Origin of the sequence: Xenorhabdus kozodoii (assembly GCF_002632875.1) — a bacterium.
In the GTDB taxonomy this organism is placed as follows: domain Bacteria; phylum Pseudomonadota; class Gammaproteobacteria; order Enterobacterales; family Enterobacteriaceae; genus Xenorhabdus; species Xenorhabdus kozodoii.
Window position 1 is genome coordinate 27,688 of sequence record NZ_NJCX01000017.1, and the last position, 23,948, is coordinate 51,635.

16 protein-coding genes are annotated in these 23,948 nt (G+C 47.7%); 7 read left to right on the plus strand and 9 right to left on the minus strand.

Annotated elements, in window-relative coordinates; all coding sequences use genetic code 11:
* The first annotated feature begins 48 nt into the window (after positions 1–48).
* The 5 genes from parE to folA all read left to right on the plus strand — a co-directional run bounded on the left by parE (position 49) and on the right by folA (position 7,789).
* Positions 49–1,944: a DNA topoisomerase IV subunit B gene (parE, locus tag Xkoz_RS12450; protein WP_099142468.1), complete on the plus strand. Its 1,896-nt coding sequence runs from the start codon at positions 49–51 to the stop codon at positions 1,942–1,944.
* A 190-nt stretch (positions 1,945–2,134) separates the two neighbouring features.
* Positions 2,135–4,375 (plus strand): DNA topoisomerase IV subunit A, encoded by a 2,241-nt coding sequence (gene parC, locus Xkoz_RS12455; RefSeq protein WP_099142469.1) that lies wholly within the window; start codon positions 2,135–2,137, stop codon positions 4,373–4,375.
* A gap of 94 nt (positions 4,376–4,469) precedes the next feature.
* Positions 4,470–5,201 carry a 1-acylglycerol-3-phosphate O-acyltransferase gene (locus tag Xkoz_RS12460; RefSeq protein WP_099142470.1) on the plus strand — a complete coding sequence of 244 codons (732 nt, stop codon included), beginning with the start codon at positions 4,470–4,472 and terminating at the stop codon, positions 5,199–5,201.
* 434 nt (positions 5,202–5,635) lie between these two features.
* Entirely contained in the window at positions 5,636–7,057 is a 1,422-nt protein-coding gene (gene ftsP, locus Xkoz_RS12465) for a cell division protein FtsP (protein ID WP_099142471.1), read from the plus strand.
* Between the two features lie 246 nt (positions 7,058–7,303).
* Positions 7,304–7,789 carry a type 3 dihydrofolate reductase gene (gene folA / locus Xkoz_RS12470; RefSeq protein WP_099142472.1) on the plus strand — a complete coding sequence of 162 codons (486 nt, stop codon included), beginning with the start codon at positions 7,304–7,306 and terminating at the stop codon, positions 7,787–7,789.
* 36 nt (positions 7,790–7,825) lie between these two features.
* Here the strand turns inward: folA and apaH are convergent, their stop codons facing one another.
* The 6 genes from apaH to lptD all read right to left on the minus strand — a co-directional run bounded on the left by apaH (position 7,826) and on the right by lptD (position 14,582).
* Positions 7,826–8,653, minus strand: a complete 828-nt coding sequence (gene apaH / locus Xkoz_RS12475; RefSeq protein ID WP_099142473.1) for a bis(5'-nucleosyl)-tetraphosphatase (symmetrical) ApaH — start codon at positions 8,651–8,653, stop codon at positions 7,826–7,828.
* 2 nt (positions 8,654–8,655) lie between these two features.
* Positions 8,656–9,033 carry a Co2+/Mg2+ efflux protein ApaG gene (gene apaG / locus Xkoz_RS12480; RefSeq protein ID WP_099142474.1) on the minus strand — a complete coding sequence of 126 codons (378 nt, stop codon included), beginning with the start codon at positions 9,031–9,033 and terminating at the stop codon, positions 8,656–8,658.
* A gap of 36 nt (positions 9,034–9,069) precedes the next feature.
* The gene (rsmA, locus tag Xkoz_RS12485; RefSeq protein WP_099142475.1) at positions 9,070–9,885 is read right to left on the minus strand and encodes a 16S rRNA (adenine(1518)-N(6)/adenine(1519)-N(6))-dimethyltransferase RsmA; all 816 of its coding nucleotides are present in this window, start codon (positions 9,883–9,885) and stop codon (positions 9,070–9,072) included.
* Positions 9,875–10,879 (minus strand): 4-hydroxythreonine-4-phosphate dehydrogenase PdxA, encoded by a 1,005-nt coding sequence (pdxA, locus tag Xkoz_RS12490; protein WP_099142476.1) that lies wholly within the window; start codon positions 10,877–10,879, stop codon positions 9,875–9,877. Before pdxA ends, rsmA begins: the two co-directional genes overlap by 11 nt.
* Positions 10,857–12,161, minus strand: coding sequence for a peptidylprolyl isomerase SurA (gene surA / locus Xkoz_RS12495; RefSeq protein ID WP_099142477.1), 1,305 nt, complete (start codon positions 12,159–12,161; stop codon positions 10,857–10,859). The genes pdxA and surA overlap by 23 nt, the downstream gene beginning before the upstream one ends.
* 63 nt (positions 12,162–12,224) lie before the next feature.
* Positions 12,225–14,582, minus strand: coding sequence for an LPS assembly protein LptD (gene lptD, locus Xkoz_RS12500; RefSeq protein WP_099142478.1), 2,358 nt, complete (start codon positions 14,580–14,582; stop codon positions 12,225–12,227).
* 182 nt (positions 14,583–14,764) lie between these two features.
* Between lptD and djlA the strand changes: the two genes are divergently transcribed.
* Positions 14,765–15,574, plus strand: a complete 810-nt coding sequence (djlA, locus tag Xkoz_RS12505) for a co-chaperone DjlA (RefSeq protein WP_099142519.1) — start codon at positions 14,765–14,767, stop codon at positions 15,572–15,574.
* A gap of 6 nt (positions 15,575–15,580) precedes the next feature.
* On the opposite strand, the gene rluA is transcribed toward djlA, so the two are convergent.
* The 3 genes from rluA to Xkoz_RS12520 all read right to left on the minus strand — a co-directional run bounded on the left by rluA (position 15,581) and on the right by Xkoz_RS12520 (position 21,816).
* A complete protein-coding gene (rluA, locus tag Xkoz_RS12510; protein ID WP_099142479.1) occupies positions 15,581–16,234 on the minus strand; it encodes a bifunctional tRNA pseudouridine(32) synthase/23S rRNA pseudouridine(746) synthase RluA in 654 nt (217 codons plus the stop codon).
* Between the two features lie 115 nt (positions 16,235–16,349).
* Entirely contained in the window at positions 16,350–19,259 is a 2,910-nt protein-coding gene (gene rapA / locus Xkoz_RS12515; protein ID WP_099142480.1) for an RNA polymerase-associated protein RapA, read from the minus strand.
* A gap of 214 nt (positions 19,260–19,473) precedes the next feature.
* The gene (locus Xkoz_RS12520) at positions 19,474–21,816 is read right to left on the minus strand and encodes a DNA polymerase II (RefSeq protein WP_099142520.1); all 2,343 of its coding nucleotides are present in this window, start codon (positions 21,814–21,816) and stop codon (positions 19,474–19,476) included.
* 403 nt (positions 21,817–22,219) lie between these two features.
* Between Xkoz_RS12520 and Xkoz_RS12525 the strand changes: the two genes are divergently transcribed.
* On the plus strand, positions 22,220–23,923 hold the full coding sequence (locus tag Xkoz_RS12525; protein WP_099142481.1) for an ArnT family glycosyltransferase: 1,704 nt from the start codon (positions 22,220–22,222) through the stop codon (positions 23,921–23,923).
* The last annotated feature ends 25 nt before the right edge of the window (positions 23,924–23,948 follow it).

The window sequence follows — 23,948 nt, forward strand, 5'->3', positions numbered from 1 at the left end:
AATACTGATTGGCCCTCTAAATAACGAAGCAACCGACAGAATTACAACATGACTCAATCTAGTTACAACGCAGAGGCCATTGAAGTCCTCAGTGGCCTGGAGCCAGTTCGTCGTCGTCCCGGAATGTATACCGATACAGTCCGCCCGAACCATCTGGCACAGGAAGTGATCGATAACAGTGTGGACGAAGCTCTGGCTGGTCACGCGAAGCATATTGAAGTAATCCTCCACAGCGATCAGTCTCTGGAAGTGATAGATGATGGCCGTGGTATGCCGGTTGATATCCATCCCGAAGAAAAAGTTTCTGCTGTTGAATTGATTTTGACCCGCCTGCATGCGGGAGGAAAGTTTTCCAATAAAAATTACCAATTTTCGGGTGGCTTGCATGGGGTTGGGATCTCGGTGGTTAACGCCTTGTCCAAACGTGTGGAAGTCACGGTTCGTCGTAATAGCCAGGTGCACCAAATTGCCTTTGAAAAGGGTGAAAAAGTGCAAGAATTGGAAGTTATCGGCAGTTGTGGTAAACGCAATACCGGAACGAGTGTCCATTTTTGGCCAGATGAGAGCTATTTCGACACCCCCCGTTTTTCGACTACCCGCTTGACGCATCTGTTGAAAGCCAAAGCGGTATTGTGTCCGGGGGTGGAAATTGTCTTTAAGGACAAACTGAACGATACCGAGCAGAAATGGTGTTATGCCGATGGACTGACCGATTATCTGCTGGAAGCGGTCAACGGGCTGGTCACATTGCCCCAAGCGCCTTTTGTGGGCACCTTCAGCGGGGATACCGAAGCGGTCGACTGGACTGTGCTCTGGCTGCCGGAAGGCGGGGAATTATTGACGGAAAGTTATGTGAACCTGATCCCAACGGTACAAGGGGGAACGCATGTTAACGGCCTGCGTCAAGGTTTGCTGGATGCGATGCGTGAATTCTGCGAATTCCGCAATATACTGCCACGTGGGGTTAAACTCTCTGCCGATGATATCTGGGATCGCTGTGCTTATGTGCTATCCCTCAAAATGCAAGATCCCCAATTTGCCGGCCAAACCAAAGAGCGCCTCTCTTCTCGCCAGTCTGCGGCCTTCGTTGCCGGTGTGGTAAAAGATGCGTTCAGTTTGTGGTTGAACCAGCACATCCAAGATGCGGAGCAACTCGCTGAAATGGCGATTGCCAGTGCACAGCGCAGGATGCGTGCCGCGAAGAAAGTCGTACGTAAAAAACTGACCAATGGCCCTGCTTTGCCGGGTAAATTGGCAGATTGCACGGCGCAAGATCTCAATATTACTGAACTGTTTTTGGTGGAAGGAGATTCCGCGGGCGGCTCTGCGAAACAAGCCCGTGATCGTGAGTTTCAGGCGATCATGCCACTGCGCGGTAAGATCCTAAACACCTGGGAAGTCTCTTCGGATGAAGTCCTGGCTTCGCAGGAAGTCCATGATATCTCTGTTGCCATTGGTATCGATCCCGATAGCGAAGATCTCAGCCAACTGCGCTACGGTAAAGTCTGCATACTGGCGGATGCGGACTCCGATGGATTGCACATTGCAACATTGCTGTGCGCCCTGTTTGTCCGCCACTTCCCGACATTGGTGAAACGTGGGCATGTCTACATGGCCATGCCGCCGCTGTACCGCATCGACCTTGGCAAAGAAGTGTATTATGCGCTGGATGAAGGGGAAAAAAGCGCCATTTTAGATCGTTTAAGCCGCAAGCGGGGCAAACCGAACGTTCAGCGCTTTAAGGGATTGGGTGAAATGAACCCAATGCAGTTGCGTGAAACCACACTCGATCCCAATACTCGCCGTCTGGTGCAATTGACTATCGACGATGAAAACTATCAAGAAACCCTCTCTGTCATGGATATGCTTCTGGCGAAGAAACGTTCAGAAGATCGCCGTAACTGGCTGCAAGAGAAAGGCGATTCCATCAATATCGAAGTTTAGCGCATGAATTCAGTGCATAACATTAAGTGGATACAGAGCACGAGTGCGCATATACCAGTCGTTTTTCAAGACGCGTCTTATATCTCCCCGCGCAGCGGGGAAATATAAACACTCTCATTGGGTTGCAAACTGCAACTTGAAGTTGAATTGGTATAGATAGGTAGTCAATAGATCCTGAGGAAATGAATACATGAGTGAGATAACTCACGACGGCGTGGAGCGCCAGCCGCTTCACACGTTCACTGAAAACGCCTATTTGAATTATTCCATGTACGTCATCATGGACAGGGCGTTGCCTTTTATCGGGGATGGCTTAAAGCCTGTTCAGCGTCGTATTGTCTATGCGATGTCAGAACTGGGGCTGAGCAACAGCGCCAAATTTAAAAAATCGGCTCGTACTGTCGGTGATGTGCTGGGTAAATACCACCCGCATGGCGATTCGGCGTGTTATGAAGCCATGGTTTTGATGGCTCAACCCTTCTCGTACCGCTATCCGTTAGTCGACGGGCAAGGAAACTGGGGCGCGCCGGATGATCCAAAATCCTTTGCGGCGATGCGTTATACCGAATCCCGGTTGTCCAAATATGCCGAATTGTTGCTGAGTGAATTAGGGCAAGGAACCGTCGATTGGGCGCCAAACTTCGACGGTACATTGCAGGAGCCGAAATGTTTACCCGCCCGCCTTCCCAATATCCTGCTCAATGGCACCACGGGGATTGCCGTTGGCATGGCGACCGACATCCCGCCACACAACACCCGTGAAGTCGCGAGTGCACTGATTGCCATGTTGGATAAACCGGATCTCTCGCTGGATGAGGCGATGGAATATGTCAAGGGACCGGATTATCCAACCGAAGCTGAAATCATCACGCCAAAAGAAGATATCCGTAAGATCTACAAAAATGGTCGTGGTTCGGTACGGATGCGGGCGATTTGGACGAAAGAAGACGCTAACGTCGTCATCACCGCCTTGCCGCATCAGGTCTCTGGCGCGAAGGTATTGGAGCAAATCGCCAGCCAAATGCGGGCAAAGAAATTGCCGATGGTGGAAGATCTGCGTGATGAATCCGATCATGAGAACCCAATCCGCTTGGTGATTGTGCCGCGCACTAACCGTGTGGATGTTGAACAAGTGATGAATCACCTGTTTGCCACCACCGATTTGGAAAAGAGCTATCGCATTAATCTCAATATGATCGGTCTGGATAACCGTCCTGTGGTGAAAGGCTTGGTTGAGATCCTCAGCGAATGGCTGATTTTCCGGCGCGAAACGGTACGTAATCGCTTAAACCATCGCCTGGAGAAAGTGCTTAAGCGCCTGCATATTCTGGAAGGTTTGCTGGCGGCCTATCTTAATATTGATGAAGTCATCCACGTTATTCGTAATGAAGATGAACCAAAGCCGGTACTGATGCAGCGTTTCGGCTTAACCGAAACACAGGCAGAAGCCATCCTTGACCTGAAATTACGCCATTTGGCAAAACTGGAAGAAGTTAAAATTCGTGGCGAGCAGAATGAGCTGGCGAAAGAACGAGATAAACTTCAGGCGATCTTGGGTTCTGAGCGTAAGTTAAACACGTTACTGAAAAAAGAGATTATTGCCGATGCGGAAAACTATGGCGACGATCGTCGCTCTCCACTGAAAGAGCGCACGGAAGCGAAGGCCATGAGCGATCATGATATTCTGCCCTCTGAGCCGATTACGATCATCATGTCAGAAATGGGCTGGGTACGTAGTGCGAAAGGGCATGAGATTGATCCGGCTGGCTTGAATTACAAATCGGGTGATAGCTTCCGCAGTGCGGTACGTGGCAAGAGTAACCAGCCAGTGGTCTTTATTGATAGCACAGGTCGCAGTTACTCCCTTGATCCGCTGGATTTACCCTCAGCCAGGGGGCAAGGGGAACCGTTGACGGGCAAACTGGCATTGCCGGCTGGGGCATCGGTTGAGCATTTGCTGGTGGCAAAAGAAGAGCAGAAGTTCTTGATGGCATCGGATGCAGGATATGGTTTTATCTGTACATTCAGTGACCTGATTGCCAAAAATCGGGCGGGCAAGGCCATGATTACCTTGCCAGAAAATGCCAAGGTCATGCCGCCATTGGAGATTAACAACGAGCAGGACGATATGCTGCTGGCGATCACCAAGGCGGGTCGTATGTTGATGTTCCCGGTCGCTGATCTGCCACAGCTTTCAAAGGGTAAGGGCAATAAGATTGTTTCCATTCCGGCGGCGCAGGCGGCATCAGGCGAAGATATGCTGGCTTGGTTACGGGTATTGCCGCCACAATCTTCAATCACGCTTTACTTTGGCAAGCGCAAGTTACTGCTTCGCCCCGAAGAACTCCAGAAATTCAGGGCTGAAAGAGGGCGCAAAGGAACCGCTCTGCCGCGTGGTTTACAGCGTATTGAGCGCATTGAAGTGGTTTGAAATACAGCCCATTAAGCTGCAAATTTGCAGGATGAAGGGTTAATTCATAATCTCAGGCCAGTGTCATCCACTGGCCTTTCAGCAAGGGGACGTTATGCTAGCAATCGTTCGGGGAATTATTGTTATTGTGTATGTGGTACTGGTCTTTATTTTTGGCTGTATCTACTGTTTATTCAGCCCGCGTAACCCACGTCATGTGATGACTTTTGGGCATACGTTTGGCAAATTGCATAAAGTGCTTGGCATTAAGTTGTTGAACCGTATTCCAGAGGAAGCACGGGAATATGGGCCTAGCATTTATATCGCCAATCACCAAAATAATTATGACATGGTGACGATGTCAAATGCGGTGCAGCCACGTACTGTCACCGTGGGCAAAAAAAGCCTGGTTTTTATTCCCTTCTTTGGTCCGCTTTATTGGCTGACAGGGAATATCTTGATCGACAGGGATAATCGGACAAAAGCCCATGGCACGATTTCACAGGTTGTTAGTCAGATCAAAAAGAACCGGGTGTCAGTTTGGATGTTCCCGGAAGGAACGCGCAGTCGTGGCCGTGGATTACTACCCTTTAAAACGGGGGCTTTTCATGCCGCCATTGCCGCCGGTGTGCCTATCGTGCCGATCTGTGTTTCTTCAACACACGATAAAATAAAACTGAACCGTTGGAATAATGGCGCTGTGATTGTTGAAATGTTACCCCCGATTGACACCACAAAATATAGCAAAGATCAGGTGCGCGAACTGGCAGAACACTGCCGACAAATGATGAAAACTAAAATTGAAGCATTGGATAAAGAAGTCGAGGAATTGAATAAGCGTAGATAACGAAATGGGGGTTAACTGACCAACATTCTCCAATCGGTTTTTCCACATGTTGGCAGGATTATCGCTATAAATTTCAGATAATTTTAGAAATTCTTTCCTATTCGCGATATGATTGCGTTTAATAAATTAACGTTTTTATTAAACGCAATCGATAGAATAATAAATCCTGATAGCGACAATATCGGGATATTCATCCCAATAATTATTTGAATTATAGACTTAAGCGTTCCAAGCAGTAGCCTGGAAGATGAAGGCTATGGAGCCATTGAATAGTCACTATGTCGAGTTTACCTAACATTCGTGTTGTGTTGGCTGGGTACTTGCAAAATATTGCGTTTACATAATCAATATTTGTAGATTGCTATTCTGGTAGTGAAAATTATTTCTATCGTAGAGAGACTATTCCTTTTGTGGAGACCTTCTGTGGAGAAAGTATGTCACTGAGTCGGCGCCAATTTATTCAGGCTACGGGTTTGGCTATGTGTTTAGGAACGCTTCCTTTTGTGGTTCGAGCCAACAAAAGTCAACAAACAAAATTGCCGCTTCCTCCCCTACTGGAATCCCGAAGAGGGCAACCCCTGTTTTTAGCCATACAAAATGCGACCTGGTCATTTAATGGCCATAACAAGGCGCAAATCTGGGGCATCAACGGACATTATCTAGGGCCAACTATTCGGGTTCGCCGAGGGGATGATGTCAAACTGATCTATAGCAACCGGCTATCTGAACCCGTTTCTATGACCGTCGGGGGATTACTGGTGCCTGGAACCTTAATGGGCGGCTCTGCCCGTTTGATGGCACCGGGGGAAAGCTGGTCGCCAGTTATCCCGATAGATCAACCTGCAACGACCTGTTGGTATCATGCCAATACCCCAAATCGAATGGCACAGCAAGTTTATGCCGGCCTGGCGGGTATGTGGCTGGTGGAAGACGAAAGCAGTCGTACCCTGCCCTTGCCCAACCATTATGGCGTCGATGATTTTCCTGTTATCTTGCAAGATAAGCGCTTGGATAATTTTGGCGTGCCGCAATATGACCCGTTGGCTAATCAAGGTTTTCTTGGCGATACCTTAGTCGTTAATGGCGTCGAAAATCCTTTTGTCGACGTTGCCAGGGGCTGGGTCAGATTACGCTTCCTGAACGCATCAAATGCCCGTCGATATCAATTGCAGCTCAGTGATGGCCGTCCTTTCTACATGATTGCCACTGATCAAGGCTTGCTGCCTGCGCCTGTGACGGTACAGGTTTTGTCACTCGCACCCGGAGAGCGTCGTGAGATCTTGATTGATATGTCGAAAGAGGAGAGTGTGACCATGACTGCGGGAGATTCTGCGGGGGTCATCGATCGTCTGAAAGGCTTGTTTGAACCTTCAACCAAGCTGCTGTCAACCACGGTATTAACCCTGAAAGCCGGCGGGCTACTTCCTTTGGTAACAGACCCCTTACCGGCTCAGCTTGTTGTTGATCATCCCCATATCAACGCTTCCATTCAAAGCCGCCAGATCGATTTGGGGGATGATTCACAAGGGATTAATGGCTCACTGTTGAATGGGAGCCGAATCGATATCACAAGTCAACAAGGCGCATGGGAGCGTTGGATAGTCACAACCTCAGTGCCACAGCCTTTCCATATTGAAGGGGTCAGGTTTAAGGTCATCAGCCTGAATGGTAATCGTCCAGAGCCACAGGATTATGGCTGGAAAGACACGGTCTGGATTGAGAGTCGGGCAGAGTTGCTGGTGAATATGATGCAGCCGTCTTATGAGCATTTCCCTTTCATGTATTACAGCCAGATATTGGAGATGGCAGATCGTGGGGTTGCCGGGCAATTAGTTGTTCATTCTGCGGGTTTTTAGATGAAAACCTGGCACCGGATTAAGGCGATTTCGCCCCTGTTTTAGATAAATATTCTGTAGAATTGAATAAATTTGTTATTTGGTATCGTGTTTGTGAGGTAGTAGTTTGCTAAACAATGGACTGTTTAGCAATCCGTGTGCAAACTCACTATTTGTTTGTAATAAATCGCTAATCTTATCGACTGAGCGTAACCCTTTCCGTATAGTGTCCCAAATTTTCATACTACTTAGCTGTAAGGTGATTTAATGATTATCAGCTTGATTGCTGCGATGGCTATGGATCGGGTTATCGGTATGGAAAACGCCATGCCGTGGACTTTGCCGGGGGATTTAGCTTGGTTTAAACGCAATACACTCGGAAAGCCGGTTGTCATGGGGCGAGTGACTTATGAATCGATTGGTGCACCTCTGCCTGGGCGCCTGAATATTGTGATCAGCAGTCAGCCAGCAAATGATGATCGGGTGACTTGGGTCAACTCTATCGAAGCTGCGTTGGCTGCCGCTGGCGATGTCGAAGAGGTTATGGTGATAGGGGGAGGAAAAGTTTATGAGCAGTTTATTTCCCTGGCTAACCGTATGTACCTGACGCACATTGATGCCGAAGTGATTGGTGACACGCATTTCCCTGATTATGAACCTGATGAATGGAATTCAACTTTCACCGAATACCACGATGAAGATGAAAAGCATTCACACAGCTACTGTTTTGAAATTTTGGCACGCCGAGAGTGAGCTGAGGAGTGCCTTGAGGCACTCCGGTAACATCATTCAGACTGATGATTTAGTCAGTAATGAAGGCTGGCTGAAATACTGTTTATCTTCCCAACGGAGCATGGTCAGCTTCCCTCCCCAACAACACCCCGTATCCAGAGCATAAATGCCAGCAGGTGTACCTTGACCTTCCAGAGCCGCCCAGTGACCAAAGGCAATGGCGTAGTCGTCGGGAATAGCGCGTGGCAATTCGAACCAAGGTTTGAGTGGGGCAGGGGCATTCTCCGGTTTAGCTTTGCAACTCAAGTCCAATTGACCATTTGGAAAACAATAACGCATTCGGGTCAAGGCATTGGTACTGTAGCGCAATCGGGCAAGGCCACTTAATTCTGGCGTCCAATGACTCGGCATATCGCCATACATTGCATTGAGAAAGAGGGGATAACTGTCACTGCGAAGAATGGCTTCCACTTCACGGGCGCATATTTTGGCTGTTTCCAGATCCCATTGAGGGGTGAGCCCTGCGTGTGCCATGACGAGTTTTAGTTCCTCATCGACTTGCAACACGGGCTGTTTTCTCAACCAATTTATCAACTCATCAATATCCGGTGCCGCGAGTAATTCATCCAGCAAATCCTTTGGCTTATTGCGGCTAATTTTAGCGTAAACCGCCAACAGATGCAGATCGTGATTGCCCAGTACCAGTTTTACTGCGGAGCCGAGTTGCTTGACATAACGAAGGACTGCCAATGAATCGGAGCCACGGGCAACGAGATCGCCTGTTAGCCATAACCTGTCTTCACTGGGATTAAAAGCGACTTGTTCTAACAAAGCGCGAAATTCACGATAACAACCGTGAATATCGCCAATAAGGTATGTAGCCATAATTAATTTATCAGTGATGGAATAGCCAGCCGGAACACGGGAATAGCGGCACGGAATGGGCGACCATCGTGATCAAGCATTTCATAGTGGCCTTCCATTGTTCCCAGAGGTGTTTCCAAAATAGCGCCACTGCTGTAGCGATATTCTGTTCCCGGTGGGATCAAAGGTTGTTTTCCCACAACCCCTTCACCCTGAACTTCGGTTAGGTGACCATTACTGTTAGTGATGCGCCAGTAACGGCTAATCAGTTGCACAGGGGAATGCCCAAGATTACGAATGGATACTGTATAAGCAAACACAAAACGCTGTTGTTCCGGCTGTGATTGGCTTTCTACATAAGTACTTTGTACTTGAATGTGAATTCTTGGTTCATTGAGCATAGGTTCCTCCTGTGGCTGCAATGGCTGCTTATTTATTTAGGCAATTTTAGGTTGAGATGATAACCAGTTCGCCATCTTACAGTATTGCTCGACAGAGATGTTTTCAGCCCGCGTGCCCGGATCAACGCCCAATTCAGCTAACTGTTCAACAGAAAAAATGCTTCCGAGGCTATTGCGGATCGTTTTTCTCCGTTGATTAAATGCCAGGGTTGTGATCTGGGTTAATATGCGAATGTCATGTACAGGATAGGGCACATTCTTGTGTGGGATCAAACGCACAACAGCAGAATCTACTTTTGGCGCTGGCGTAAATGCGGTAGGCGGTACTTCAAGAACAGGGATGACCTGACAGTAGTATTGTGCCATCACACTTAAACGTCCATAGGCTTTACTGTTAGGTCCTGCCACAAGACGGTTCACGACTTCTTTCTGCAACATAAAACTCATATCAGCGATAGCATCAGTATAGCTGAAAAGGTGGAACATCAACGGCGTAGAAATGTTATAAGGCAAGTTACCAAACACACGCAGGGATTGCCCACGCTCTTTGGCAATCTGGCTAAAATCAATCGTCATTGCATCTTGTTGAATGATGGTCAGCTTATCTTTCAGTCTGGGGTGGACATGCAGGCGTGCTGCCAAATCACGGTCAAGCTCGACGACCGTCATCTTATCCATACGTTCACCCACTGGCTCAGTCAGTGCTCCCAGACCTGGGCCGATTTCCACTACAGCTTGGCCGGCCTGTGGGTTTATCGCATTGACAATGCTCTCAATGGTAAATTGATCGGTTAAAAAGTTTTGCCCGAAACGTTTACGGGCATAGTGCCCTTGGTGGACTTTATTGCTCATTGCTGTTTTGTATCATTTTAAGTGCTAGATTCAATGCGGTGATAAAACTCCCCACATCAGCTTGACCTGTCCCCGCCAGCTCCAATGCTGTACCGTGGTCGACAGAAGTTCGGATAAATGGCAGACCCAAGGTAATATTCACGGCTCTGCCAAAACCCTGGTATTTTAACACGGGTAACCCTTGATCGTGATACATTGAAAGCACAGCATCCGCATGATCCAAATATTTGGGCTGGAACAGGGTATCCGCAGGCAATGGACCTTCCAGCCATATCCCTTCTGCCCTCAGGTTGTCCAAGGCGGGAATAATGACATCGATTTCTTCATGCCCCATATGTCCTCCTTCGCCGGCATGAGGATTCAGGCCGCAAACATAGATATGGGGACGGGGGATACCAAATTTGGTTTTTAGATCATGATTGAGAATGGTGATCACTTCCCGTAGTGACTCGAACGTAATCGCTTTAGGGACATCCAGAATGGGTAGGTGCGTTGTTGCCAGCGCGACCCGTAGCTCTTCTGTTGCCAGCATCATAACCACTCTTGAACATTGGCTATGGTCGGCAAAAAACTCCGTATGTCCAGTAAAAGGCACGCCTGCTTCATTAATGACACCTTTATGTACAGGCCCTGTCACTAATGCAGAAAATTCCCCACTTAGGCAACCATCGCAGGCTCTTGCCAAGGTTTCCGTGACATAAGTCCCGTTTTCCCGGTTTAACTCCCCGGCAATGGTCGGGGCATGGAGATAAACGGGCAGGATGGTCAGGGTTCCGGCTGCTTGTGATGTACCGATGTGTTCTGGAGAATACGTTTGTAGTTGTAGAGGTAAATTCAGTTGCTTAGCTCTGGAGAGCATTAGCTCTGGATCGGCGCAGACAACCAATGGGACAGGCCACGCTTCTTGCGCCAAAGCAATGACCAAGTCAGGACCAACCCCGGCTGGTTCGCCGGGGGTAATGACGATGGGTTTATTGTTGTGCATTGTTACCATCTAAAATTTTCACATAAGCAGAGGCACGCAATTCTTGCATCCAGTTTTGTGTCTCTTCATTGAATTTGCGGTTGAACAGCAGACGGTAAGCACGATCTTTCTGTGCTGCATCTGTTTTATCAACTTTGCGGCTATCCAGCAGTTGGATTAAATGCCAGCCGAAAGAGGAGTGAACAGGCTGGCTGATCTCACCTTTTTGCAGCTTCATCAGCGCATCACGGAATGCAGGATCATAAGTACTTGGCAAACTCCAACCCAGTTCTCCGCCGCGCAGGGCTGAACCGGGATCTTCGGAATGCGCTTTTGCGGCTTCTTCAAATGACGTTTTACCACTCAAAATCTCTTCTCTGAGTTTTGTCAGCTCGTTGCGTGCCTGCTCGTCGTTCATAATCGGTGACGTTTTCAGCAGAATATGGCGAGCATTCACTTCAGTGACGGCAATCGGCATCTGGCCACCACGGATATCATTGACTTTCAGGATGTGAAAGCCAACCCCGGAACGAATTGGGCCAATAATCTGTCCCTTATGGGCAGATTGGAGCTGAGAGGCAAACAAGGATGACAATTCTTGCAGTTTATTCCAGCCCATATTTCCCCCTTTCAGGGCTTGGGTATCGCCGGAATAAGTGATCGCCAATTTGCCGAAATCTACCCCATTTTTGAGTTCAGCCAAGATTTTTCGGGTTGTGGTTTCCGCTTTTTCCACCTGCTCCTGATTGGGGTTTTCCGGCAGCGGGATCAGGATCTGGCTGGTATTGACCTCAATATCATGGCTATCTTGGTTGTTGATTTGGTTAGCTAGCGAATCAACTTCTTGTGGCAGGATAGTAATGCGGCGGCGTACTTCATTGTTACGTACTTCTGCAATCGTCATTTCCTTGCGGATCTGATTACGGTAGGTATCAAAGCTCATGCCTTCTGTGGTCAGATTTTGCTTCAACTGGGCAAGGCTCAAGTGGTTTTGAGCCGCAATATTGGCGATTGCAGAATCCACGGCTTGATCAGGGATAGTAATCTGCATCTGGTTTGCCATTTGCAAAATAATGTCATCCATAATCAGGCGCTCAAGGATTTGGTGACGCAATGTTGCCTCATCCGGTAATTGTTGGCCTGCATGTTTTACATTGAGTTTAACGGATTGCAAAAGGCTGTTGACGTCACTTTCCAGTACGACATCATTGTTAACAATAGCCGCTACCTTATTAAGCTCTTGTGGAGCAGCCGTTGCGACAGAGCTTACTGAAAACATCAATCCGAAAATGAGCGTTTTCCAGTTCTTCATACATTTCCCATCATATCGACCCGCCTTGGCGGGGTTATTTTGTTTAGATTGCGTTTATCGGTATCAGAATGAACGTTGGTATGGAAGAATTCCTTGCTGCAACATTTTCTGACTACCCAAACTATGATTATTACTTAAGCCACGAAGTTCAATGTTAAATGACCATTTATTGTCATATTGACTGCTGTCGAAGCGCCAATCGACGATTTTGCGTTCATAACCCACGTTAACCGCCCAACAGCACGTGTTGTATTGCAGACCGACCATCTGGTTTGCTGGCTGCTTCTCTTTAGTATCGTAGTAATAAGCGCCGACAAATGCCCAACGATCTGACAACGGCCAGCTTGCCACCACGCCAATTTGAGAAATGCCTTGCTGGTAAGCCGGGGCGCCTCCCTTAAGGGTGGCCTGGATATAATCGCGATCAACAAAACGATAGTTTAACTGCAACATGCGGTCAGCATCATGACGATATTCCATCACGGCATTACCCATCGTTAAGCTAGCCAGACGGTTATCGTATTGCAACCCGCCTTTGATTCCCCAGGAATCATTGATTTTCCATTGCACATCGCCGGCCCATGTTGTGGCTCCCGTCCCCTTTTTGTTACCGACGATATCCTTACTTCCTGAAACTGCGTCAGTATCTTCGGTACGTGGGCGCTCAAAGTAGTAGATTTGACCTACGGACAGGCTAAAACGTTCAACCAGATCTTCATCATAAATGCGGGTCGTCACACCGGTCGTAAATTGATTGGCAGATGAAATGCGATCTAAGCCACTGTAGAAGCGGTCGCGGAACAGGCCGCCATAATCCGATTGCAGCAGGGAAGAGTCAAAGTTATTGATATTACTTTGATCCTTATAAGGCACATAGAGATATTGAACGCGTGGCTCCAGTGTTTGGGTGTAGTCATGGTTAAAATACATGGTGCGTTCAAACACCATCTTCGCATCGGACTTAAATACCGGCAGCAGACGGTTGACTGACTCTTCTAATGATTTATTTGTTTTTTGTGCTTCACCAGAAATGTCTTGTTGGTAATGCGTCGCCATCAATTTAAATTCATTATTGATGCTCGCCCAGCCATTAGAAAGCGGTAAATTAATGGCGGGTTCCAGATGCCAACGGGTTGCATCTGGCCACTGGTTGCCGATACTGGTAAATTTCGCTACCTGGGCATAGGTATGGAAATCAAACGGTCCCAGATCATTCTTATAGTAGTTGAAATCCAACTGGGGAGCCGCCCGATAGGCTTTTTTGTTCTCACCCGGCGTGAAGATCTGGAACTGTTTGGTTGTCAGTGTGGTATTCCAGTTCTGTTTGGCATAGCCAATACTGAATTTCTGGGTGGCGTAGCCATCGGTACTGGAACCGTATTGCGAAGTGAAGCTATTGAAGTAGTTCGGATCACTGACTTTGGTATAATCCGCACTGAAACGCCAAACCTGGTTCATGACCCCACTGTGATTCCAGTAGAATAACCAACGGCTGTTACTACTTCTTTCTGCCAAATTCTTATTTAATTTTTTGTCTTCTTGATACAGACGATCATGACCCATCCAATCCAGCGCAACAGTACCTGCACCCGCTTGGGTTAAGTAACGGAATTCATTATCCAGCTTCAAACCGCGCATCGTGATGAGATGCGGGGTGATCGTGGCATCATAGTTAGGGGCAATGTTCCAGTAATAGGGCAGCAGGAATTGGAAACCATCTTTATTGGAGAAACTGGCATTAGGGATCAGGAAACCAGAACGGCGTTTGTCCCCAATGGGCAATTGCAAATAGGGGGTGTAAAACACCGGCACATTGGCAATGCGAAAACGGGCATTCCAGATCTCAGCGACTTCTTCTTCCCGGTCAAGGATGACCTCAGAGCCGACGACACTCCAGCTATCATTACCCGGCAGGCAGGAAGTGAATATCCCATTATTCAAGATGGTATAGCGGTTCTGATCACGCAGCATCATCTTGTCTGCGCTCCCCCGTCCTTGACGGCCAACCATCTGATACTTGCCTTGATCTACGTCAGTATCTTTATTGTTCAGATTCGCCCAGGCGCGTGGTCCCTTCAACATGATTTGAGGGTCATCATAGCTGACATGCCCCACTGCGGTCACCGTGCGCACAGGTTCTTTATCCTGTGTCTGGTCGAGCCGCACCTTATCGGCTGTCAGTGTCTTATTTCCCTGTTGGATATTAACATTGCCGATGAACTCAACGGCATTGGGATATTCACCGTGTGTATCATCGGACTGAATGTAAATTGGCAGCTTGTTAGGATCACCTGTGATAATGGGTTTATCGTAGACAGGGACGCCCAGCATACATTGTGCTGCAAGGTCAGCATGAGCTTGCTGACTATAAAGTGCTGCCCATACCATTGTGGCCAGCAGGGTAGGATAACATTTATTCATAGATGTTTATGCGGTTCCGTCATCAGTGGCATCGTGCCGGCAAACGCCCAGAGACTAACGTAGTTGAGAGATATGCGCCAGAGTAAAGTTTAACTTTGCTAATCTTGTTGTTAGGCACAGAGCTTAATGGAGGGTATGATAATGCAAAATTGCGCTCAGGGCATTGGGGAATTGAAGACGATATGCAGTATTGGGGAAAATTATTCGGATTGATATTTGGGATTGCGTCTGGTGCGGGGTTTTGGGGGATTGTGATTGGCTTGGTGCTGGGTCACATCCTTGACAAAATCCGGCTGCAAAAGTTGGGGAAAACGACGAACGCCCCAACCCGACAAGCGTTGTATTTCCGCAGTACGTTTCAGGTATTGGGGCACTTAACCAAAGCAAAAGGCCGGGTAACCGAAACGGATATCCAGCTCGCCACCCAATTGATGAACAGAATGCAACTGCATGGTGAGGCACGGCTTTCCGCACAGCAGGCATTTCGTGAAGGTAAACAGCCCCAATTTCCTTTGCGTGAAACATTGCGACAATTACGCCGTGCTTGCTTCGGTCGTTCTGATCTGGTTCGCATGTTCCTGGAAATTCAGTTACAAGCTGCATTCGCTGATGGTGAACTGCATCCCAATGAAAGACAGGTGCTGTTTGTCATTGCCGAAGAGTTAGGCATTTCTCGCATTCAATTTGAACAATTTCTTGCCATGATGGAAGGTGGACGCCATTTCGGTGGACAGCACCAGCAACATGGGCCTTATCAAGACCATCGCCCGCCGCGCGCGACATTGGAAGATGCTTGTAAAGTATTGGGGGTCGATAAGCAGGCTGATGCGACAACCATAAAACGGGCTTATCGAAAACTGATGAGTGAGCACCATCCCGATAAACTGGTGGCAAAAGGCTTACCACCAGAAATGATGGAACTGGCGAAACAGAAGACGCAATCCATCCAGTCGGCTTACGATTTGATTAAAAAAGAGCGGGGCTTTAAATAGCCCTCATCAAAATTCGGCCTTGCACTCAAAATGCATCGGCGTGCCATAAGCCGGATGGGTAATGAATAACTCTTGGGCATGTAATTGCAAACGCGGTGCCAGTTCCCTTGCCTGTGGGTGGGCATAAAACTTATCGCCTAAAATGGGATGGTTCAGCGCCAGCATATGCACCCGAAGCTGATGGGAGCGCCCTGTGATTGGCGCCAGCCTGACCCGCGTTGCCTGGGCTTCATATTCCAGTACCTGATACTCAGTTTGTGCTGATTTGCCCGTTTCAAAACAGACTTTTTGCTTCGGGCGATTCGGCCAGTCACAGATTAAGGGCAGATCCACCAACCCTTTTTCCTGCGCCATCTTCCCCCATACCCGCGCGATATAGACTTTTTTTGGCTCGCGTTCGCGGAATTGGCGTTTTAATTCCCGCTCGGCGGCTTTGGTCAGCGCCACCACCATAATACCGCTGGTCGCCATATCCAACCGGTGGACTGATTCGGCTGTGGGAAATTCAGCTTGTATCCGTGTCATGATACTGTCTTTGTGCTCTTCTGCTTTCCCCGGCACAGAAAGTAGTCCACTGGGTTTATTGACAACCATAATGTGCTCATCCTGATATAGCACATATAACCAAGGATCTGTCGGGGGGGTATAAGACTCCAGCATAGTGGCTCCAATTTCCGCTTTCTTTCAAGATACGTCTGATACCTCCCCGCGCAGCGGGGAGGTATAAACACGCTCATTGGTTTGCAAACTGCAACTTGAAGTTGGATGGGGATATTTATTGATGGGAAATAACCACCAAACGAATCGCATCCAGACGCCAGTTGGCCTGATCCAGATTGAGCAGCAGATGTTTATGCTCAGATTCAATCGCTTGCAGTTCATCATCACGAATATTCGGGTTAACCGCTTTCAGGGCTTCCAGACGTGATAATTCCGCCGATAACACTTCATCTGCGTCTCTCTTCGCCTGCTCAATCAACGCACGCGCTTGCGCTTCAACCAGAGGCTCAGATTGTTGCAAAATAGCATGAACCTCTTTTTGTACCGCATTCACCAGCTTGCTGGCATTATGACGGTTGATGGCGTTTAGCTGGCGGTTGAAACTTTCAAACTCGACTTGGGGAGCCAGATTGGTGCCTTTCAGATCCATCAAAAGGCGCACCGGGGTAGGTGGCAAGAAACGGGTCAATTGCAGGTGCTTCGGTGCCTGGGCTTCCACAACGTAAATCAACTCAACCAACAACGTACCGACTGGCAGGGCTTTATTTTTCAGGATGGAAACCGCACAGCTTCCCGTATCGCCCGACAGGATCAAATCCAGGCCGTTGCGAATAATGGGGTGCTCCCAGCTCAGGAACTGGGTATCTTCACGGGACAGGGCTTTTTCACGGTCAAATGTAATTGAACAGCCATCTTGTGGTAATCCGGGGAAATCCGGCACCAGCATATGATCGGAGGGATGCAGGGCAATAATATTGTCGCTGTGATCTTCCTGATTGATGCCAATGATATCGAACAAATTCAGGGCAAAATTCACCAAATCGGTATCGTTATCCTGCGCCGCAATCTTTTCTGCCAGTAGCTGGCCTTGATCGCCACCGTTGGAGTTCATCTCCAGCAGACGGTCACGCCCCTGTTCCAATTGCTGTTTCAGTTTCTCATGATGCTCGCGGCACGCTGCAATAAATTCATTGAAGCCCGTCTGCTCATTTGGCTTGGCAAGGAAATTGAGCAAGGTTTCATAATACTTATCATAGATGGGACGGCCTGTTGGGCAAGTATGCTCAAAGGCATCCAGACCGGCGTGATACCAGCGCAGCAGAATCGATTGCGCCGTATTTTCCAGATAAGGCACACTGATTTTGATATTGCGGCTTTGGCCGATACGATCCAGACGGCCGATACGCTGCTCCAGCAAATCGGGATTGAATGGCAAATCAAACATGACAAGCTGGTTGGCAAACTGGAAGTTACGGCCTTCTGAACCAATTTCAGAACAAAGCAGCACTTGCGCACCTTCTTCTTGAGACGCAAAGTAAGCGGCAGCGCGGTCACGCTCCAGCAAAGACAGCCCTTCGTGGAACACCGCACTGCGGATACCTTCGCGTTCACGCAAAACTTGCTCCAGTTGCAACGCCGTTTCTGCCTTGGCACAGATCACCAGCACTTTCTCATCGCGGTTTGCCATCAGGAACCCCATCAACCACTCTACGCGGGGATCGAAATTCCACCATGTGGCATTTTCCCCTTCGAATTCCTGATAGATCCGCTCAGGGTAGAGCATATCTTTGGCGCGAGATTCCACCGACTTTTTGGCGCCCATGATTTCAGACACCTTGATTGCCGTCTGGTATTGGGTTGGCAACGGTAACTTGATCTCGTGTAATTCACGATGCGGGAAGCCTTTCACACCACCACGGGTATTACGGAACAGCAATCGACTGGTGCCGTGGCGATCCATCAGCATGGTGATCAGTTCGCGGCGAGCATTTTCGCTCTCTTCATTCTGATGGCTGTTTGCGGCTTTCAGCAGAGGCTCAATATCCTGTTCGCTGATCAGTTCAACGATGGCATTTTGCTGGTCGTTGTTCAGGATTTCACTGGACAGTAGCAATGTCACGGCATCCGCGACAGGGCGATATTTCTGTTGTTCGTCAATAAAAGCCTGATAATCGTGGAAACGATTTGGATCCAGCAGGCGCAAGCGGGCAAAGTGGCTCTCTTGCCCCAACTGCTCTGGTGTCGCCGTTAACAGTAAGATCGACGGAACTTGCTCTGCCAATTGTTCGATAACCTGATATTCGCGGCTTGGGGATTGTTCGCTCCAGGCCAAATGGTGAGCCTCATCCACCACCATCAAATCCCAGCTTGCTTCCAGCAGAAGCTCAAAACGTTGCTTATTGCGGCGAACAAAATCTAACGAACAGATTATCAACTGCTCAGTTTCGAATGGATTATCGCTGTCATGCAGTGCTTCGCTATATCGGCCATCATCAAACAGCGAAAAACGCAGGTTGAAACGGCGCAGCATCTCTACCAGCCACTGATGTTGCAAACTTTCTGGCACAATGACTAATACACGTTCAGCACGTCCGGCCATCAGTTGCTGATGGATAATCATGCCGGCTTCAATGGTCTTACCCAAACCGACTTCATCCGCCAGTAAGACACGCGGAGCGTGGCGCTTACCCACTTCATTGGCGATGTGTAATTGATGAGGGATCAAACTGGCGCGAATACCACGCAGCCCACTTTCTGCCAGCCGGAACTGCTCGCTTTGGTGTTTACGGGCGCGAAAACGCAAAGCAAAGCGATCCATGCGGTCAATTTGACCGGCAAACAGGCGATCCTGTGGTTTGTTAAATGTCAGCTTGCTATCCAGAAAAACTTCCCGCAGGCAGATATTTTCTTCCTCAGTATCCAGACGAGTACCGACGTAGATCAGCAGGCCATTATCTTGTTGGATATCATTGATCTTGAGTTTCCAACCTTCGTGACTGGTCACGGTATCGCCGACATTAAACATAACGCGGGTGATGGGGGAGTCATTGCGTGCGTAAAGGCGGTTTTCTCCGCTGGCAGGGAAGAGCAACGTTACCATGCGCACATCAAGCGCCACGATTGTTCCTAATCCAAGTTCGCTTTCTGTATCGCTTATCCAGCGTTGACCAAGAGTAAATGGCATAAATTTTGGCTCAGTTTTCTGTTAGATAATATTAGTTATGGTTGCAGGGTGGCTGCTTTTGTTGGATATCGATTGTTATTGGTTATCGATAGGGATAGTTTTCAATTGCACTTCACAACACCCGTTTTTGCAAACGGGATCACAAAAGTGCAGTGCCCATTAGAGGGGCGATATGTTAATTGAAGCCGAGCATGCCGTCACCTGCAAAAATCTATTATTCGAAAGAGATGCGCATTTGCCCGGTTAACAGGGGCATAAAATCATCCTGAATAAAGGGCAGGATGGCATCAGCAATCGGCTTCAATTGCTTATTGACATAGTGCTCATAATCGGGGGCAGAAGTTGGGTTCTCTAACGGCTCAGGGCCTGCCTGGGTGATGACGTAGTTGATCCAACCCCCATTTTGGTACTGTAACGGACGATGATGCTGTTGATTATACTCATCTGCCAAACGTGCCGCCCGAACATGGGGCGGCACGTTGCGCTGGTAATCAGACAGTTTACGGCGTAGTCGCTTACGATAAACCAGTCGGTCATCAAATTCCCCCGCCAGCGTCTTGGCAATATACTCACGGATATAATTTTGGTGCGATTGTTGATGAAAAATCAGGGAATACAGCTCTTGCTGGAAAATTTGTGCCAGTGGTGTCCAGTCACTCCTGACCGTTTCCAACCCTTTGAAAATCACCTTATTACCGCTTAAACCGGCATAACGTTTTTTACTGCCTTGTTCGGCACCGCGTACTGTTGGCATCAGGAAACGCCGATAGTGCGTTTCAAATTCCAGCTCCAGCGTACTGTCAAGATTGAATTCAGTTTTGAGGTGATCGCGCCACCATTGGTTGACAAATTGCACCAAAGAACGCCCGATTTGGCTGGCTTCTTCCTCTGAATGGGGGCGTTTTAGCCAGACAAACGTGGAATCCGTATCGCCATAAATAACCTGATAACCTTGTGATTCGATTAACTCACGGGTTTGGTGCATGATTTTGTGACCACGCATCGTAATTGATGACGTCAGGCGAGGATCAAAAAAATGACAGCCGGAGGCGCCGAGCACACCATAAAAGGCATTCATAATGATTTTCAGGGCTTGGGAAAGAGGGGCATTTTGTTGCATTTTGGCTTTGTCGCGTGCCTGCCAGATTTGCGTGACGATACCCGGCAGGCAATGCTGCGTTCGGGAGAAAAACGCCTGACGAAAGCCGGGTACAGCATGTTCAATGTCGGGATTGGCCAGCCCTTCAACCATTCCGACCGGATCAATTAAAAAGGTGCGAATAATCGAAGGGTAGAGGCTCTTGTAATCCAGCACCAACACGGAATCGTATAACCCTGGGAACGAGTCCATCACAAAACCGCCGGGACTGTGATCATCGGAATAAGTGGGCTGAACGGGGGAAACATAGCCAATACGATGCATTTTGGGCAGATAAAGGTGCGTGAATGCCGCCACCGATCCCCCGTTGCGATCCACTGCCAACCCGGTTATCGTGGCGCGTTCTAATAAAAAAGCCATCAAATCTGCCTTTTCAAAAATACGATTAACCAGAAGACAATCCTGCAAATTATAGTGGGCGAGGGCAGGCTTATCCTGCTGAAAACGGCGATTGATCTCATCCATGCGATCATAAGGATTATCGACGGCTTTTCCTTCCCCCAGAAGTTGTTGTGCCACATATTCGAGGCTAAAAGAAGGAAAATTCCAGGTTGCGGTTTTCAGGGCATCGATGCCATCAATAATCAGGCGGCCTTCTGCCGAGGCAAAAAAATGCCCCGGCTTGAAACCGTGTTCTCGCCATTCGAGCGGGGCCTTGTTGCGGCCAAATCTTAACGGCACATGGTAGCGTTCAGCATGTTGCTGTAACACCCGCAAATCAAACTGAACCAGGTTCCAGCCAATAATGGCATCAGGATCGTACTGCGCCAACCATTCATTGAGTTTTTCCAGCATTATCGGACGACTGGCAACGTACTCTAGCTTGAAATCAAGCGCCGGTTGATGACCCTTTTCCGGTCCTAACATCAAGACGGTTTTCTCGCCGCATCCCGCCAGGCCAATGGAATACAACTCCCCATGCTGGCTGGTTTCAATATCCAGTGATACCCATTTCAAATCAGGCCGATAAGTGGGATGGGGCTTCATCTGATAACTGCCATCGCCTTTCTGACTAAACCAGACCGGGGCAGTAATAAAGCGCTCCATCATAAATCTGTCGGGTGGGCGAATATCGGCTTCATACAGGGGAATGTTCTGTGCTTTGAAAACTTTTTCCAGATGTTGCAATTGGTGGTAATGCAGACAATACAAGGCAGAAACAGGCTGCCGATTGAAATCTTTCAACGGCAATGCCGTTAATTCGCAGTGCCGTTCTTGAGTGAGTAGCGGTTTCACTTTAGGTAACTCATGCTGAGGAACGAAGGCGACCGCTTTTTGGCGGGGGATCGTAATGCGGCGTGCACCCGCCTCTGTCGCCAGCCAGTACACCAACTCGATACCCGATGGCGTCTCTTTCCAATGACGGGTCAGGATAAAACCTTGTTCAACTTGATTGATCTGCATAATCTTTTTCTTATGGAAAATCAGACAAATTTAGTGACGGGGTCATTTCAATCATAGCATTGCTTATGGTTATTTATACAGTATTTTGTGTTAGATTATTTTTTATATACCTGACGCTTTTCAAAATGTGCCTGATATCTCCCTGCGCTGCGGGGGAAATATAAGACGCATCTTGAAAGGCGATGGGTATATATCCTTGTTCCTCCACGAGGAACAATAAGGGAGTGTCCTGAAATTTTTACGTGTTATTTAGCGGGGATACTCACTCTATTAAATTATCAGGAATATGAATTGTTTTTTATTATATAAGTCACTTTTGTTGTTATGTTTAATTGGGTAATATCCCCTCGATTTTTTACTGAAAAAATTAAACATTAATGACATCTGGTAAATATTGATGAATACCCCCAATAAACTGACTCAAACAGATATTAAAGCCTTACTCTTATTTATCGCTTTCACGTTACTGTATTTATTACCGGGTGTTTATGGACATACGCCCTGGAAACAAGATGAAAATTACAGTTTCGGCATGATTCATACCATGTATGAAACAGGGAATTGGTTGGTCACAATGAACGCGGGGCAGCCTTTTATGGAAAAACCGCCCTTATATTATTGGACGGCCGCTTCATTTATTCATTTGTTATCCCCTTGGCTTCCAATGCACGATGCCGCCAGAACCGCTTCGTTATTTTTTTCGGTGATCAATTTTTCCTTTTTTATTTTGTTGGCGCGTCGCGTATTTGATGTCAAAAACTTTACAGACCATCGAATATGGATAGCGTTTGCTTTATATGCCAGCGCCCCCGGATTGGTTCGTCACAGCCACGATATGTTTACTGATACCGCATTGATGACAGGAACCACTATCGGGTTATATGGCTTATTGGGACTCATCAAAAACGAAAAAACCGCGTATTCCTGTTTATGGTTAATTATTGGCACGGCGGTAACCCTTTTATCAAAAGGGGTGTTTATTCCGGGATTATTATGGTGTTGCCTTATTCTGGCGCCTATTTTCCTTAAGCATTGTCGAACCCGACAATATTGGCTAAATGCTTTATTCTCAGGCATCATTGCGCTGGTTTTAATCCTGCCTTGGCCAATGATGTTACTGATTGAACATCCTGATTTATTTAAGATCTGGCTTTGGGATAACAATATCGGCCGCTTTTTAGGTTTTTCCGTGGATGATCTTGGGGCAAGGGGAAATTTAACCATGATCCCTGAGGCGGTGTTACTGTTTGCCTTGCCATCGGGAATATTGGCTTTTATCTTCATATTGACAAATCCAATTAAAATTTTGTCGGATAAACATTATTTCCTGTGTGCGGCTTTTGTTGTATTAGGGGTGGTGTTATTACAAATATCCGCCTCTGGCCGGGCATTATATTTACTGCCTTTTATTGCCCCCATGGCGATCTTGGCGACAGGCATTTTTATTAAAATACCGCAAATCGCTCATAAATATTTCACCCTATTTTCTTCCCTATTTTGGTCTGCCCTGATCCTATTTTTATGGACGTGCTATTTTTTATCCCTTTCCCCTGATTATAAACATTGGCTAACCCCGTTTAGCCGATGGTTGCCAATGGATTATCAGATGCATTTTTCGGGATTTATTGTCGTTATCGCTGCCTTGATAACGATGGTATGGATAGCCAAAAATTGTCTTCTTGCTAAATCCCCGGCCTTACGCGCTGCCCAAACTTGGGTTTTGGGTATCGCTACGGTTTGGGGATTAGTGTTTACGTTATTTGTTGGCTGGATTGATTACACCAAGGGATATAAAGGGACATTTCTTGACCTAAAACAGAAATTAGCCGACGTGTATAAAGATAATGACTGTATGGCATCGTATTATATTGGGGAATCTGAAGCGCCCATGCTGTATTACTTTGCCCAGGTTTTGCATCAACAACAGAGTCAATTTGAAACGCCTGAAAAATGTGATTGGTTGATTGTCTTATCCGAAGAAATAGCCCCAGCCCCTGAGGGAATGGCACTATTTTGGCATGGACATCGGCCAAATCGCGATCGCGAGAATTTAGTGGTTTATCGGAAAGTGGCATTAGGGGACGTAAAAAACAATCAATAAAGAGGTATTGGATGAGTGGCCGTTT

Coding starts and splice junctions, on each gene's coding strand:
- folA (WP_099142472.1), top strand. CDS start 7,304: ATGATTATCAGCTTGATTGCTGCGATGGCTATGGATCGGGTTATCGGT.
- pdxA (WP_099142476.1), bottom strand. CDS start 10,879: ATGGTAACAATGCACAACAATAAACCCATCGTCATTACCCCCGGCGAA.
- djlA (WP_099142519.1), top strand. CDS start 14,765: ATGCAGTATTGGGGAAAATTATTCGGATTGATATTTGGGATTGCGTCT.
- parE (WP_099142468.1), top strand. CDS start 49: ATGACTCAATCTAGTTACAACGCAGAGGCCATTGAAGTCCTCAGTGGC.
- rluA (WP_099142479.1), bottom strand. CDS start 16,234: ATGCTGGAGTCTTATACCCCCCCGACAGATCCTTGGTTATATGTGCTA.
- Xkoz_RS12525 (WP_099142481.1), top strand. CDS start 22,220: ATGAATACCCCCAATAAACTGACTCAAACAGATATTAAAGCCTTACTC.
- ftsP (WP_099142471.1), top strand. CDS start 5,636: ATGTCACTGAGTCGGCGCCAATTTATTCAGGCTACGGGTTTGGCTATG.
- apaH (WP_099142473.1), bottom strand. CDS start 8,653: ATGGCTACATACCTTATTGGCGATATTCACGGTTGTTATCGTGAATTT.
- apaG (WP_099142474.1), bottom strand. CDS start 9,033: ATGCTCAATGAACCAAGAATTCACATTCAAGTACAAAGTACTTATGTA.
- rapA (WP_099142480.1), bottom strand. CDS start 19,259: ATGCCATTTACTCTTGGTCAACGCTGGATAAGCGATACAGAAAGCGAA.
- parC (WP_099142469.1), top strand. CDS start 2,135: ATGAGTGAGATAACTCACGACGGCGTGGAGCGCCAGCCGCTTCACACG.
- surA (WP_099142477.1), bottom strand. CDS start 12,161: ATGAAGAACTGGAAAACGCTCATTTTCGGATTGATGTTTTCAGTAAGC.
- Xkoz_RS12460 (WP_099142470.1), top strand. CDS start 4,470: ATGCTAGCAATCGTTCGGGGAATTATTGTTATTGTGTATGTGGTACTG.
- rsmA (WP_099142475.1), bottom strand. CDS start 9,885: ATGAGCAATAAAGTCCACCAAGGGCACTATGCCCGTAAACGTTTCGGG.
- lptD (WP_099142478.1), bottom strand. CDS start 14,582: ATGAATAAATGTTATCCTACCCTGCTGGCCACAATGGTATGGGCAGCA.